At 64.5% G+C, this 12,506-nt stretch carries 10 protein-coding genes and 1 pseudogene; 2 read left to right on the forward strand and 9 right to left on the reverse strand.

The features are described from left to right. Window positions 1–130 precede the first annotated feature (130 nt). The 5 genes from eno to LRS09_RS25160 all read right to left on the reverse strand — a co-directional run bounded on the left by eno (window position 131) and on the right by LRS09_RS25160 (window position 5,556). On the reverse strand, window positions 131–1,405 hold the full coding sequence (gene eno, locus LRS09_RS25140) for a phosphopyruvate hydratase (protein WP_257809764.1): 1,275 nt from the start codon (window positions 1,403–1,405) through the stop codon (window positions 131–133). 145 nt (window positions 1,406–1,550) lie between these two features. Beyond that, window positions 1,551–1,916 (reverse strand): PRC-barrel domain-containing protein, encoded by a 366-nt coding sequence (locus LRS09_RS25145; protein WP_085465517.1) that lies wholly within the window; start codon window positions 1,914–1,916, stop codon window positions 1,551–1,553. A gap of 105 nt (window positions 1,917–2,021) precedes the next feature. Continuing rightward, complete coding sequence (gene kdsA / locus LRS09_RS25150; RefSeq protein ID WP_257809766.1) at window positions 2,022–2,855, reverse strand: 3-deoxy-8-phosphooctulonate synthase; 834 nt, start codon at window positions 2,853–2,855, stop codon at window positions 2,022–2,024. Then, a complete protein-coding gene (locus tag LRS09_RS25155; RefSeq protein WP_257809767.1) occupies window positions 2,855–3,703 on the reverse strand; it encodes a VOC family protein in 849 nt (282 codons plus the stop codon). The genes kdsA and LRS09_RS25155 overlap by 1 nt, the downstream gene beginning before the upstream one ends. 50 nt (window positions 3,704–3,753) lie before the next feature. Continuing rightward, complete coding sequence (locus LRS09_RS25160; protein ID WP_257809768.1) at window positions 3,754–5,556, reverse strand: IlvD/Edd family dehydratase; 1,803 nt, start codon at window positions 5,554–5,556, stop codon at window positions 3,754–3,756. 166 nt (window positions 5,557–5,722) lie between these two features. Between LRS09_RS25160 and LRS09_RS25165 the strand changes: the two genes are divergently transcribed. Next, the gene (locus tag LRS09_RS25165; RefSeq protein WP_257809769.1) at window positions 5,723–6,175 is read left to right on the forward strand and encodes a carbon monoxide dehydrogenase subunit G; all 453 of its coding nucleotides are present in this window, start codon (window positions 5,723–5,725) and stop codon (window positions 6,173–6,175) included. Window positions 6,176–6,205: 30 nt separating this feature from the next. Here the strand turns inward: LRS09_RS25165 and LRS09_RS25170 are convergent, their stop codons facing one another. The 4 genes and pseudogenes from LRS09_RS25170 to tpiA form a co-directional block, all read right to left on the reverse strand. Then, on the reverse strand, window positions 6,206–7,834 hold the full coding sequence (locus tag LRS09_RS25170; RefSeq protein ID WP_257809770.1) for a CTP synthase: 1,629 nt from the start codon (window positions 7,832–7,834) through the stop codon (window positions 6,206–6,208). A gap of 135 nt (window positions 7,835–7,969) precedes the next feature. Then, window positions 7,970–8,839 carry a L,D-transpeptidase gene (locus LRS09_RS25175; RefSeq protein WP_257809772.1) on the reverse strand — a complete coding sequence of 290 codons (870 nt, stop codon included), beginning with the start codon at window positions 8,837–8,839 and terminating at the stop codon, window positions 7,970–7,972. Between the two features lie 244 nt (window positions 8,840–9,083). Then, window positions 9,084–9,554, reverse strand: a complete 471-nt coding sequence (gene secG, locus LRS09_RS25180) for a preprotein translocase subunit SecG (RefSeq protein WP_257809773.1) — start codon at window positions 9,552–9,554, stop codon at window positions 9,084–9,086. 156 nt (window positions 9,555–9,710) lie between these two features. Beyond that, window positions 9,711–10,479, reverse strand: a pseudogene (gene tpiA, locus LRS09_RS25185) (triose-phosphate isomerase). 137 nt (window positions 10,480–10,616) lie between these two features. Between tpiA and LRS09_RS25190 the strand changes: the two are divergent. After that, entirely contained in the window at window positions 10,617–12,506 is a 1,890-nt protein-coding gene (locus LRS09_RS25190; RefSeq protein ID WP_257809775.1) for a peptidylprolyl isomerase, read from the forward strand.

The raw sequence follows: 12,506 nt of genomic DNA on the forward strand, positions 1-12,506 counted from the left end.
CTACACGATGCTGGCACATGCGAGCGGTCGCCTGAAATAGACGCCGCAAGCGCCTGAACAGGCAAAGAAAAAGGGCGGCGCCGAAGCGCCGCCCTTTTGCATTTCCACCCTGCGCCGCCGGCGCGGAACCTCAGCCGCGCAGAATGCCCTTGCCGGCGTAGCGGGCCTGCTTGCCGAGCATTTCCTCGATGCGGATCAGCTGGTTGTACTTCGCAAGCCGGTCGGAGCGGGCGAGAGAGCCGGTCTTGATCTGCCCGCAATTGGTGGCGACCGCGAGGTCGGCGATGGTCGAGTCCTCGGTCTCGCCCGAACGATGCGACATCACGGCGGTGTAGTGCGCCTTGTGCGCGGTTTCGACGGCGTCGAGCGTCTCGGTTAGCGAGCCGATCTGGTTGACCTTGACCAGGATCGAATTGGCGACGCCCATGCGGATGCCGTCGCGCAGGCGGGCGGAATTGGTGACGAACAGGTCGTCGCCGACGAGCTGGCACCTCGCGCCAACCAGGTCGGTCAGGATCTTCCAGCCTTCCCAGTCGTCCTCGGCCATGCCGTCCTCGATCGAGATGATCGGATAGTCGGCGACCAGCTTGGCGAGGTATTTGGCCTGAGCCTTCGGATCGCGCGTCTTCTTCTCGCCCTCGTAGACGTAGTTGCCTTCCTTGAAGAACTCGGTCGAGGCGCAGTCGAGCGCGAGCGCGATCTCCTCGCCCGGCTTGAAGCCGGCCGCCTCGATCGAGGCCATGACGAAATCGAGCCCGGCCTGCGCGCTCTTCAGGTTCGGCGCGAAGCCGCCCTCGTCGCCGACATTGGTGTTGTGGCCGGCATCCTTCAGCCGCTTCTTCAGCGTGTGGAACACTTCCGAGCCCCAGCGCACGGCCTCCTTCAGCGACGGCGCACCGACCGGCATGATCATGAACTCCTGGAAGTCGATCGGATTGTCGGCATGCGCGCCGCCGTTGATGATGTTCATCATCGGCACCGGCAGGACGCGGGCGGACGTGCCGCCGACATAGCGATAGAGTGGCAGGCCGGAGGCGTCCGCAGCAGCCTTCGCGACTGCCAGCGACACGCCAAGGATCGCGTTCGCTCCGAGTCGGCTCTTGTTCGGCGTGCCGTCCAGCTCGATCATGGTCTGGTCGATATGGATCTGATCCTCGGCCTCAAGGCCGCCGATCGTCTCGAAGATCTCGCCGTTCACGGCCTCGACCGCACGGGCCACGCCCTTGCCGAGATAACGTGCCCCGCCGTCGCGAAGCTCGACGGCCTCGTGCGCACCAGTGGAGGCGCCCGACGGCACCGCCGCGCGGCCGAAAGCGCCGTCTTCGAGAGTGACATCCACTTCGACCGTTGGGTTGCCCCGGCTGTCGAGAATTTCACGGCCGACAATGTCGATGATGGCGGTCATGGATCGGTCCTTTGCAAGGCTGCGGGAGAATTCGTCACGCTCTTAGCGAATGCGCGAAGCCAAGAAAATCCCGGCATGAAAAGAAAAGGCTCCGCGCAAGGCGGAGCCGAACCGATGCGTCAGCGCTGAGCGCCCTCGCCATCCGTCAATACCAGTATGGCGGAACCTTGTAGTAGTCGTAGGAGGCGTCGCGCGCCGCCTTGCCGTCGTCGCCGGTCAGTTCATTGATCGAATAAGCCGGCGCTGCCTTCAGCTGGTCCTGTGAGAATGGCACGACATAGCCGCCGCGGCTCTTCTCGTAGTCGAGGACCGACCACGGAATGGCGTGAAATTTCTCGCCGATGCCCAGAAAGCCGCCGAAGCCGATCACGGCGAACATGATCCCGTTGGATGTCTTCTCCAGCATCACGTCCTCGATGACGCCGATCTTCTCACCGGACGTGCTGTAGACGTCGGTGCCGATCACTCTCGAGGCGGGAATTGCGGCGGTATGCCCGGTGTGCGTTGTCATGGCGTGCTCCCTTCAAGAATTGCTGCCTGAAAGGAAACCGGCATCGCTGCCGGCAGTTGCTAAAGCGTATTCTCACGTTTCGTTGCAGCCGGTAACGAAACGCGATCAATCTCCGTGCTTTGCCACGCGGTCGAAGGTCATCAGCCGCTCGATCAAGCCGCGCATGTCGTCTAGGCGGACCATGTTGGGGCCGTCGGAGGGCGCGTTATCCGGATCCTGGTGGGTCTCGATGAACACGCCGGCGACGCCGACGGCCACCGCGGCGCGCGCGAGCGTCTCGACGAAGCGTCGCTCGCCACCGGTCGAACCGCCCTGCCCGCCGGGCTGCTGTACCGAATGGGTCGCGTCGAAGATCACCGGCGTTCCAATCTCTGCCATGATCGGCAAGGCACGCATGTCCGACACAAGCGTGTTGTAGCCGAAGGAGACGCCGCGCTCCGTGACGAGCACGTCCGGATTGCCGGATTCGGTGATCTTGGCGACGACGTTCTTCATGTCCCAAGGCGCAAGGAACTGGCCTTTCTTAACGTTGACCACCTTGCCGGTCTGCGCCGCGGCGATAAGCAGGTCGGTCTGGCGGCAGAGGAAGGCCGGGATCTGGAGCACGTCGACGACCTCGGCGACGATCCGGCATTGCCCTTCGGTATGCACGTCGGTCAGTACAGGCACGTCGAGTTCGCTGCGGAGCGCCTCGAACACCGGCAGTGCGCCCTCCAGCCCCACGCCGCGCTTTCCGGAAATCGACGTCCGATTGGCCTTGTCGTAGCTCGTCTTGTAGACGAAGCCGATGCCGAGCTCGGCGGTAAGCTCCTTGAGCGCGCCGGCCATGTCGAAGGCATGCTGGCGCGATTCGAGCTGGCAGGGTCCGGCGATCAGAGTGAGCGGACTGCTGTTGGAAAAAATCGCCCGACCGACGGCGACGGTGGTATTCGGTTGCATCAGTTCGGTCTCCTGAAAATGAAAGTCGCGCCTTGTCCGACGGCCGGCGGAACGACAAGTCCGGCTGGCGTTGCGAGATAGTCGATCCCGCCCGCGTCGAACAGATGCGACACTGCGTCCAGATCCCTCACAGTGAACGCGATCGCCGCAAGCGTCGCACCGCTCTCGCCGACACCGGGAGGATCATCCGGGCCGACCATCCGCATGGCGACGTTGGTGAACTCGACGGCATGCGTCGTATCATGTGGGCTTCGGCCGACGGCGCGCTCGATCAGCCGGATGAAGGAGCCCGCATGCTCGCCCGCGACGATCTCACAGATACCTGTCGCGCCATTGGCATGCCGTTCCAGCGAACCGCGGTCGATGGCCGGCGCATCGATGCGCTGGCAGGTGAACAGGAACGCGTCGGCGGTCTCGATGTCCGCCGCGAAGGCGAGCTTGAACGTCGCGGTGCCGACCTTGCCATGCGCATCGGCGGACGGCCGGGAGAAGGTGAGCATGTCGCCGCCCGAAATGTCCAACCTCGCAAAGGCTGCATGATCGCGGTCCGCGTCGTCGCTCGCCAGCACGATCGCCGAAAACCCCTCCTCGCCGCGCATGGCGCGGAAGACGTGATCGCGGGCGACGAAGACGTTTCCGTGCGCGATCGCCGTGGCGGCCGCCTCGCCGTCGCCGAGGGCCAGCGCCTCCAGAAAGGTGCCGCCCGTAAAATAGACGCAGGCATTGACCGTGCCGAAGGGATGGACGCCGTTCGGCGCAACCGTGAACCCCAGACGCGTCAACCGGTCTCGCGCAGCATCCACGCTGGCGGTGGGCAGAACGAGGTGATCGAGCGCGCGCTGTGTCATCGCGGCACCATGTGGCGCATTATCAGCCCGATTGGAAGCCCAGGCGGGCTTTAGTGATTGTCGCGTGGGACGCCGCTGGTATGTGCGACGTCGCGGTATTTCACGGCGGGCTTCAGAACCATGCCTTCGGAGAGCTGGTCGACCATGGAGCGCTGGATCTCCTGCCAGGGCGTCTGGTGCTTCGGATAATGATAGCCGCCATTGTTCTGTAATTCGGCGCGACGCCGCGTGATCTCGTCGTCGGTGACGAGGATGTCGGCCGTGCCCTTGCGCAGGTCCACCCGCACCCGGTCGCCCGAGCGCAGCAGCGCAAGACCGCCGCCGACGGCTGCCTCCGGCGAGGCGTTGAGGATCGAGGGGCTGCCCGACGTGCCGGACTGCCGCCCGTCGCCGATGCAGGGCAGCGAATGGATGCCCTTCCTGATCAGATAGGCGGGCGGCTGCATGTTCACCACTTCGGCCGCGCCCGGATAGCCGACCGGACCCGCGCCGCGCATGAACAGGATCGTGTGCTCGGTCAGGCCGAGCGCGGGATCGTCGATGCGGGCGTGATACTCCTCCGGCCCGTCGAAGACCTGCGCCGTGCCTTCGAACGCATCCGGATCGCGCGGATTGGACAGGTAGCGGTCGCGGAACTCCTGCGAGATCACGCTGGTCTTCATGATCGCGCTGTCGAACAGATTGCCCTTCAGGTTGATGAAGCCGGCATCCCGCTTCAGCGGCGAGGAGACCGGGCGGATGACCTTCTCGTCCATGTTCTCGGTAGTGGCGCAGTTCTGCCCCATCGTCCTGCCGTTCGCCGTCATCGCGTCCGGGTTCGGCAGCAGTCCGCCCTTCATCAGTTCGGCAACCACGGCCGGCACCCCGCCGGCATGGTGATAGTCCTCGCCGAGATATTCGCCGGCCGGCTGCAGGTTGACCAGCAGCGGCACGTGATGGCCGATCGCCTGCCAGTCGTCATTGTCGAGTTCGACACCGAGATGACGCGCGATGGCGTTGAGATGGATCGGCGCGTTGGTCGAGCCGCCGATCGCCGAGTTCACCACGATGGCGTTCTCGAAGGCCGCGCGCGTCATGATGTCGGACGGCTTCAGGTCTTCATGCACCATGCCGACGATGCGCTTGCCGGTCTCGTAGGCCATCTGGCCGCGCTCGCGATAGGGCGCGGGGATCGCCGCGGCACCGGGCAGCTGCATGCCGAGCGCCTCGGCAAGGCTGTTCATCGTCGTCGCCGTGCCCATCGTGTTGCAGTAGCCGACGGAGGGAGCAGACGAGGCGACGATCTCCATGAACTGGTCGTAATCGATCTCGCCGGCCGAAAGCCGCTCGCGCGACTTCCACACGACCGTGCCGGACCCGGTGCGCTCGCCCTTGTGCCAGCCGTTCAGCATCGGGCCGACCGACAGCGCGATCGCCGGGATGTTGACCGTGGCGGCGGCCATCAGCAGCGCCGGCGTGGTCTTGTCGCAGCCGATGGTCAGCACGACGCCGTCGAGCGGATAGCCGTAGAGCACCTCGACCAGAGCGAGATAGGCCAGATTGCGGTCGAGCGAGGCTGTCGGACGCTTGCCGGTCTCCTGGATCGGATGGACCGGGAACTCAAGCGGCACCCCGCCCGCCGCCACGATGCCGTCGCGCACGCGCTTGGCGAGCTCGATATGGTGGCGGTTGCAGGGCGAAAGGTCAGAGCCGGTCTGCGCAATCCCGATCAGCGGCTTGCCCGACTGCAACTCCTCGCGCGTGAGGCCGTAGTTCAGATACCGCTCCAGATAGAGCGCCGTCATGCCAGGATTGTCGGGATTGTCAAACCACTCCCGCGACCGCAGGCGCCTGGCTCCGTTTGCAACCGCCATAGATTCCTCCGCACTCTTCCATACTAGGGATATGGCATCGGCCATTTGTCGGCAAGCCGCGCGCGAGAGCCGATCGGGCCGGACTTTGGTGCGATAGACATCCTCGACCCGCTCCGATAGTCCGATCGAGGCACCATTCAAAACGAGGCACCCAGGGAGGAACGTCATGGCCGTTGACATGCAGGGAGAGGAGCGCATCGAGGCTCCGATCGCCAAAGTATGGGAAGCACTCAACGATCCGGAGGTGCTGAAAGCCTGCATTCCGGGCTGCGAGTCGCTGGAGAAGAAGTCCGACACCGAGCTCTCGGCGACGGTCGCGCTGAAGATCGGGCCGATCAAGGCGCGTTTTGCCGGAGAAGTGGAACTGCAGAAACTGAAGCCACCCCACTCCTACACGATCTTCGGCGAAGGTAAGGGTGGCATCGCAGGTTTCGCCAAGGGAGGCGCCGACGTCGTGCTAAAAGAGGAAGGGCCTGACGCTACGCTGCTCACCTACACCGCCAAGGCAGACGTCGGCGGCAAGATCGCCCAGCTCGGCAGCCGGCTGATCCAGTCGACGTCGAAGAAGCTCGCCGCCCAGTTCTTCTCGGAGTTCAACAAGAAGGTCAGCGCCGGTTAGCAACAGCCAGCGCTCGATACGGAATCCGGTCTAGACCAGCCGGCTCTGCTCAACCGCCGCGCCGATGAAGCTCGAGAACAGCGGGTGCGGCTCGAATGGCTTCGACTTCAGCTCGGGGTGATACTGTACGCCGATGAACCACGGATGGTCGGGATACTCGACCGTCTCCGGCAGCACCCCGTCCGGGGACATGCCGGCGAAGACGAGGCCGCAATCCTCCAGCCGCTCCTTGTAGTCGATGTTGACCTCGTAGCGGTGGCGGTGGCGCTCCGAGATATCCGTGTCGCCATAGATGTCGGCGATACGCGAGCCCGACGCGAGCCTCGCATCATAGGCGCCAAGCCGCATCGTGCCGCCGAGGTCGCCGGCTGCCTGGCGCTTCTCCAGCATGTTGCCCTTGAGCCATTCCGTCATCAGGCCGACCACAGGCTCCTTCGACGGGCCGAACTCGGTCGACGAGGCGCCCTCGATGCCGGCGAGTGACCGGGCGGCCTCGATGCAGGCCATCTGCATGCCGAAGCAGATGCCGAAATAAGGAACCTTGCGCTCGCGGGCGAACTTGGCCGCGAGGATCTTGCCTTCCGAGCCACGCTCGCCAAAGCCGCCCGGCACGAGAATGCCGTGCACCTTCTCCAGCCAGGGTGCCGGATCCTCCTTCTCGAAGATCTCGCTCTCGATCCAGTCGAGCTTGACGCGCACCTTGTTGGCCATGCCGCCATGCGACAGCGCCTCGATCAGCGACTTGTACGCATCCTTGAGGCCGGTATATTTTCCGACGATCGCGATCGTGACCTCGCCTTCCGGATTGTGGATGAGGCGCGACACCTCCTGCCAGCGCTCCATGCGCGGCTTGGGCGCCGGGTCGATGCCGAACGCCGCAAGTACCTCCGAATCTAGCCCTTCCTTGTGATAGGCAATCGGAACATCGTAAATGTGGGCCACGTCGAGCGCCTGGATGACCGCGCTTTCGCGCACGTTGCAGAACAGCGAAAGCTTGCGCCGCTCTTCCTTCGGGATTGGACGGTCGGCACGGACCAGCAGTATGTCCGGCGCGATGCCGATCGAGCGCAGTTCCTTGACCGAATGCTGCGTCGGCTTGGTCTTGAGTTCGCCGGCGGCCGGGATGTAGGGCATCAGCGTCAGGTGGATGTAGACGGCCCCTCCCCGCGGCAACTCGTTGCCGAGCTGGCGGATCGCCTCAAGGAACGGCATCGCCTCGATGTCGCCGACCGTGCCGCCGATCTCGCACAGGACGAAATCGTAATCGTCATTGCCTTCGCGGACGAAATTTTTGATCTCGTCCGTGACGTGCGGGATCACCTGCACCGTGGCGCCGAGATAGTCGCCGCGCCGCTCCTTCTCGATGATGTTCTTGTAGATGCGGCCGGTGGTGATGTTGTCCTGTTTGTTCGCGGAACGGCCGGTGAAGCGCTCGTAGTGGCCGAGATCGAGATCAGTCTCGGCACCATCGTCGGTGACAAAGACCTCGCCGTGCTGGTAGGGCGACATCGTGCCCGGATCGACGTTGAGGTAGGGATCGAGCTTGCGGATGCGGCAGCGATAGCCGCGCGCCTGTAGCAACGCGCCGAGTGCGGCCGCTGCAATGCCTTTTCCAAGCGAGGAAACCACGCCGCCAGTGATGAATACGTATCGCGCCATGGGATTCATCGCATAGCGCCGCGAACCTGATTCCGCCAGCCGAAAATCGCTTCGACTGCGTTTTCCCCCGGCATAGCCGCCATGCAAAAAGGCCGGGCAAGCCCGGCCTTTGAAAATCGCAATGTTTGCAGCTATTTAGAGGACGACCATGTCGGCACCGACCCGGACCCGCGTGTAGAGGTCCATGACGTGCTCGTTGACCATCCGGAAGCAGCCGTTGGACGAGTCGGTTCCAATCGTCCACGGCTGGTTGGTGCCGTGTATGCGGATGTGGGTGTCCTTCTTGCCCTGGTAGAGATACATCGCGCGGGCACCGAGCGGATTGTCCGGGCCGCCGGGCATGCCGTCCTTGTAGCGTCCGTATTTGGCCGGATCGCGCTTCTGCATCTCCTGTGTCGGGATCCAGCGCGGCCATTCCTGCTTGTCCTGGATCTTGCCGTTACCCTTGAACTTGAGGCCGTCCTTGCCGACCGCGATGGCATAGCGGCGCGCCTTGCCATTGGATTCGATGAGGTAGAGGAACTTCTCCGACGTGTTCACCACGATCGTGCCGCGGGAATAGCTGCTCGGGAAATCGACCACCTGCGGCACGAAGTCCGCCTTGACCCTGAATTTCTTTCCCTTCTCGTCACGGCTGCGCAATTCCGCGTCGCGGCGCTGGGTTTCGGGAAGCATCTGCTGCGGCGCGCCGAACAGCGTGCTGAAAAGACCGCGCTCCTGATTGTAGCTGCGCAGCTCGACCGGCGGCGTCGCGGCGGCGAGTTCGACGGGCTTTTCCTTCTTGGTGCCCTTTTTCACCTCGACCTTGGCGGACTTCTGGTCCGTCTTTGCAGGCTTCGTCGGTTTCTTTTCGGCCTTCTTCTCGACCTTTTTCTCGGGCTGCGTCGCGGAGGCCGTGCTCTTGACCGTCATCGAGAACGGCACCGCGCCCGACTCGGCGAATGCCGGCGCACCGATGCACACGGATGAAACCATCCCCGCCAGAACGATGGTCCTGATCTTCATTTTCACAAACCCCAATCCAATGCTCTTTGGCCGCCCAACAGCCGTGCGGCCGGTCCCCTCCTGTGGAAACCGGACACAACCTATGAGTTCTTATAGTTTCGAATCGGTAACGCGCTCAAGCAGCCGAAGACGCCTCGACACTTCACATTGGCGTCAATTCGGAGCCACACCGGCAAATGAACGCAACTTGTTGCGTTGCGGCAACAATTCTCTGGCCGGGCGGCGATAAGCCGCCCGCCGCGGGTTACTGGCCGGAGGGGACGCTCGGCGTGGCCGGCGTCGCGGGCGCGAGCGGGGTGAGCGGCGCGATCGGAACCGCGCCCTGGCCTTCCGCCGGAGTGCCGGCCGCGGGAGCCTGCTGTTCGCCGGAAGGCGCGGCGGGCGTCGTCGACGGCGCGCCCTGGCCGCCGAGCTGATCGAGGATACCGCTGCCCGAAGGCGCCTGCTGCTGGCCGGTCGAGGACGGCACCCGGTCGAGGATGTCGATCGGGCGCTCGCCGTAACGGGCCATGATGGACAGGAGCAGCGAGGTCGCGAAGAAGATCGCCGCCAGGATCGCCGTCGCGCGGGTGAGCGCATTGGCCGCGCCGCGCGCGGTCATGAAGCCCGAACCGCCGCCGATGCCGAGACCGCCACCCTCCGAGCGCTGGAGCAGCACCACGCCGACGAGCGCGAGCACGACCATGAGGTGGATGACGATAATGACGGTTTCCATGCGGGTATCCGGGCAATCTTGGCTGGATCTACGCGCAGTCCGGCGCGTGGCCGCGGGTCAATACACGGCTTTGCCCGCAAATCCAACCCCTGCGGCAATCTCGGCACCGGATATGGGAACTTAAGCGGTCATTTTACAATGGCCGCGCCGCAAAGCTCAGCCGATGGTCAGGTAAGCTTCGGCGATGGCAAGGAAATCTGCCGCTTTCAGGCTCGCGCCGCCGACCAGCGCACCGTTGACGTTGTCGATCGCGAGCAGCTCGCGCGCATTCGACGGCTTGACCGACCCGCCGTAGAGGATCCGCGTCGTCGCGGCCTGTTCGCCGATAAGTCCCGAAAGTTCCGAGCGGATGTGGGCATGCGCCTCGGCGACGTCCTCGACGGTCGGCGTCAGGCCGGGTACCGATCGCCCATACGGGCTCGTAGGCTATGACCGTGTTCGCGGCCGTGGCCGAAGCGGGCACCGATCCCGATATCTGGCGCGACAGGACGGCGAGCGTCTGGCCGCCTTCCCGCTCCGCTCTGGTCTCGCCGATGCAGATGATCGCCGTCAGGCCTGCCCGCCAGGCGGCCTCGGCCTTGGCACGCACGATCGCGTCGGTCTCGCCATGATCCGTCCGGCGTTCGGAATGACCGACGATGACGAAGCTCGCGCCGGCATCCTTCAGCATCTCGGCCGAGACATCGCCGGTATGCGCGCCGCTGGCATTGGCGTGGCAGTCCTGCCCGCCCGTCTTCACCGGCGACGATTTGAGCACGTCCGCCGCGCGTGTCAGAAGCGTGGCTGGCACGCAGATCAGCGCTTCGGTCTCTGCGTCGAGCCCTTGCATGAAGCCGTTGGCGATCGCATGCAGTTCCGGCATCGAGGCCGAAGTGCCGTACATCTTCCAATTGCCGGCGACGAGCGAACGTATACCGTGGGTCATGCGCGTCCTCCTGCTGCTGCGCGGCGGTCACTATCAAAATGCGGCCATAAAGCAATCGACAGTCGCCCGGAAGGGCGCTATTGCCGGTCCGGCAACGCAAGAAGATGCCGTTCGCGGCGGAAATTCCGGGAGTTTCGATGCTTGACTCGTTGAGAAAGGCCGCAGGCACGTGGGTCGCCAAGCTGCTGCTGCTGCTGCTCGTGGTGAGCTTCGCGATCTGGGGAATCTCCGGTCAGCTGCTGACGGGAACCGGGTCGAGCAGTGTCGTCACCGCCGGCGGCACCAAGGTCTCCTTGCTCGACTATCGCCTGGCCTATGACCGCCAGCTGCAGATGATCTCGCAGCAGCTCGGACAGCGCATCACGCGCGAACAGGCCGCGATGTTCGGCATCGACCAGCAGGTGCTGACGCAGCTCACCGCCGGCGCCGTGCTGGACGAACAGGCACGACTGATCGGGCTCGGCGTCTCGCGCGACAAGATCGCCCAGCTGACGGCGGAAGACCCTGCCTTCCGCGGCGCGGGCGGCCAGTTCGACCGACGGCAGTTCGAATTCGTGCTGAACCAGGTCGGGATGCGGCCGGAGGACTATTTCCGCAATCGCGAGCAGGTGGCGGTCCGCCAGCAGATCGTCGAGGCGGTTTCCGACGGTCTGAAGGCGCCCGATACGTTCCTGCGCGCGGTATCGCTCTATCAGGGCGAGAACCGCACGATCGAATATGTCACGCTGCAGAAATCGATCATCGGCACCGTGACTGCTCCGGCCGACGATGTGCTAGCCAAGTGGTTCGAGGACAACAAGACGCGCTACGCGGCGCCGGAGTATCGCAAGATCGCCTACGTCAAGCTCGAGCCCGAGGATATCGCCGACGCGGCGGCAATCAGCGATGAGGACGTGGCGAAGGACTACGAAGCCAACAAGAAGCGCTACACGACGCCCGAGACCCGCACGATCGAGCAGCTGGTCTTTTCCGACAAGGCTGCCGCTGACGCTGCCGCCGAGAGCATTCGCGGCGGCTCATCCTTCGATTCCGTCGTGACGGCGCAGGGCAAGACGATGGCCGACATCCAGCTGGGCACGTTCGAGAAGGACAAGGTGGCCGACGCGGCAGTGGCCGACGCCGCCTTCAAGCTGTCGCTGAACGAAGTGAGCCCGGTCGTCGAAGGCGCGTTCGGCCCGGTGCTCCTTCGCGTCACCGATATCAAGCCGGAAGTGGTCAAGCCGCTTTCGGAGGTCGGCGAGCAGATCCGCAAGGACCTGGCCCTGGTCGAGGCCAACACACAGTTGCTCAACGTGCACGACAGCTATGAAGATGCCCGCGCCAGTGGCCAGACAATGGAAGAAGCGGCAGCGGCCGCAAAGCTGAAGGTGGCCACCGTTGAAGCAGTCGACCGCAACGCGCAGGACCCGGCCGGCACGGTGATCTCGACCATCCCCTCCTCCCGAGAACTGCTGCAGGGTGCCTTCGAGACGCAGCCGAACGTCGAGAACCCGCCGCTGTCGCTCGGTTCGAGCGGGTTCGTCTTCTACGAGGTCAAGGAGGTCACCCCTGCCCGCGACCGCACGCTAGATGAAGTCAAGGACAAGGTCGTCGCCGACTGGATCGCAGAAGAAAGCGACCGCCTGTTCTCGACCAAGGCGGCGGAATTGGAAAAGCGCGTCAAGGACGAGAACTCGCTCGACACGGTCGCGACCGAACTCGGTCTCGAAAAGCAGGTGAAGCGCGGTCTGCGGCGTGGGGCGGAGGACGTCGACCTCGGCCCCGACGGTGCCGCCGCGGTCTTCGCCGTCGCGCAGAGCGGCGCGGGGGTCACCACGCCGGCGGACGGCAACACGAAGATACTCTTCCGCGTGACAGAGGTGTTCGAGCCGGCCGGCGCAGGAGCCGAGGCCGTGTCGGCCGAGAATCGGCAGGCCTATGCATCGGGCATGGCGGACGACCTGCTCGACCAGCTGGTCGCGCGGCTCCAGGGCGAGTTCGCCGTGACGACCAACCCCACCGCCATCCAGCAAGCGTTGAGCTTCTGA

It is taken from the genome of Mesorhizobium sp. J428 (genome assembly GCF_024699925.1).
In the GTDB taxonomy this organism is placed as follows: Bacteria; Pseudomonadota; Alphaproteobacteria; order Rhizobiales; family Rhizobiaceae; genus Mesorhizobium_A.

Excerpts from the sequence above, each read along its gene's own strand:
- eno (WP_257809764.1), bottom strand. The coding sequence starts at position 1,405 with ATGACCGCCATCATCGACATTGTCGGCCGTGAAATTCTCGACAGCCGG.
- LRS09_RS25145 (WP_085465517.1), bottom strand. The coding sequence starts at position 1,916 with ATGACAACGCACACCGGGCATACCGCCGCAATTCCCGCCTCGAGAGTG.
- kdsA (WP_257809766.1), bottom strand. The coding sequence starts at position 2,855 with ATGCAACCGAATACCACCGTCGCCGTCGGTCGGGCGATTTTTTCCAAC.
- LRS09_RS25155 (WP_257809767.1), bottom strand. The coding sequence starts at position 3,703 with ATGACACAGCGCGCGCTCGATCACCTCGTTCTGCCCACCGCCAGCGTG.
- LRS09_RS25160 (WP_257809768.1), bottom strand. The coding sequence starts at position 5,556 with ATGGCGGTTGCAAACGGAGCCAGGCGCCTGCGGTCGCGGGAGTGGTTT.
- LRS09_RS25165 (WP_257809769.1), top strand. The coding sequence starts at position 5,723 with ATGGCCGTTGACATGCAGGGAGAGGAGCGCATCGAGGCTCCGATCGCC.
- LRS09_RS25170 (WP_257809770.1), bottom strand. The coding sequence starts at position 7,834 with ATGGCGCGATACGTATTCATCACTGGCGGCGTGGTTTCCTCGCTTGGA.
- LRS09_RS25175 (WP_257809772.1), bottom strand. The coding sequence starts at position 8,839 with ATGAAGATCAGGACCATCGTTCTGGCGGGGATGGTTTCATCCGTGTGC.
- secG (WP_257809773.1), bottom strand. The coding sequence starts at position 9,554 with ATGGAAACCGTCATTATCGTCATCCACCTCATGGTCGTGCTCGCGCTC.
- LRS09_RS25190 (WP_257809775.1), top strand. The coding sequence starts at position 10,617 with ATGCTTGACTCGTTGAGAAAGGCCGCAGGCACGTGGGTCGCCAAGCTG.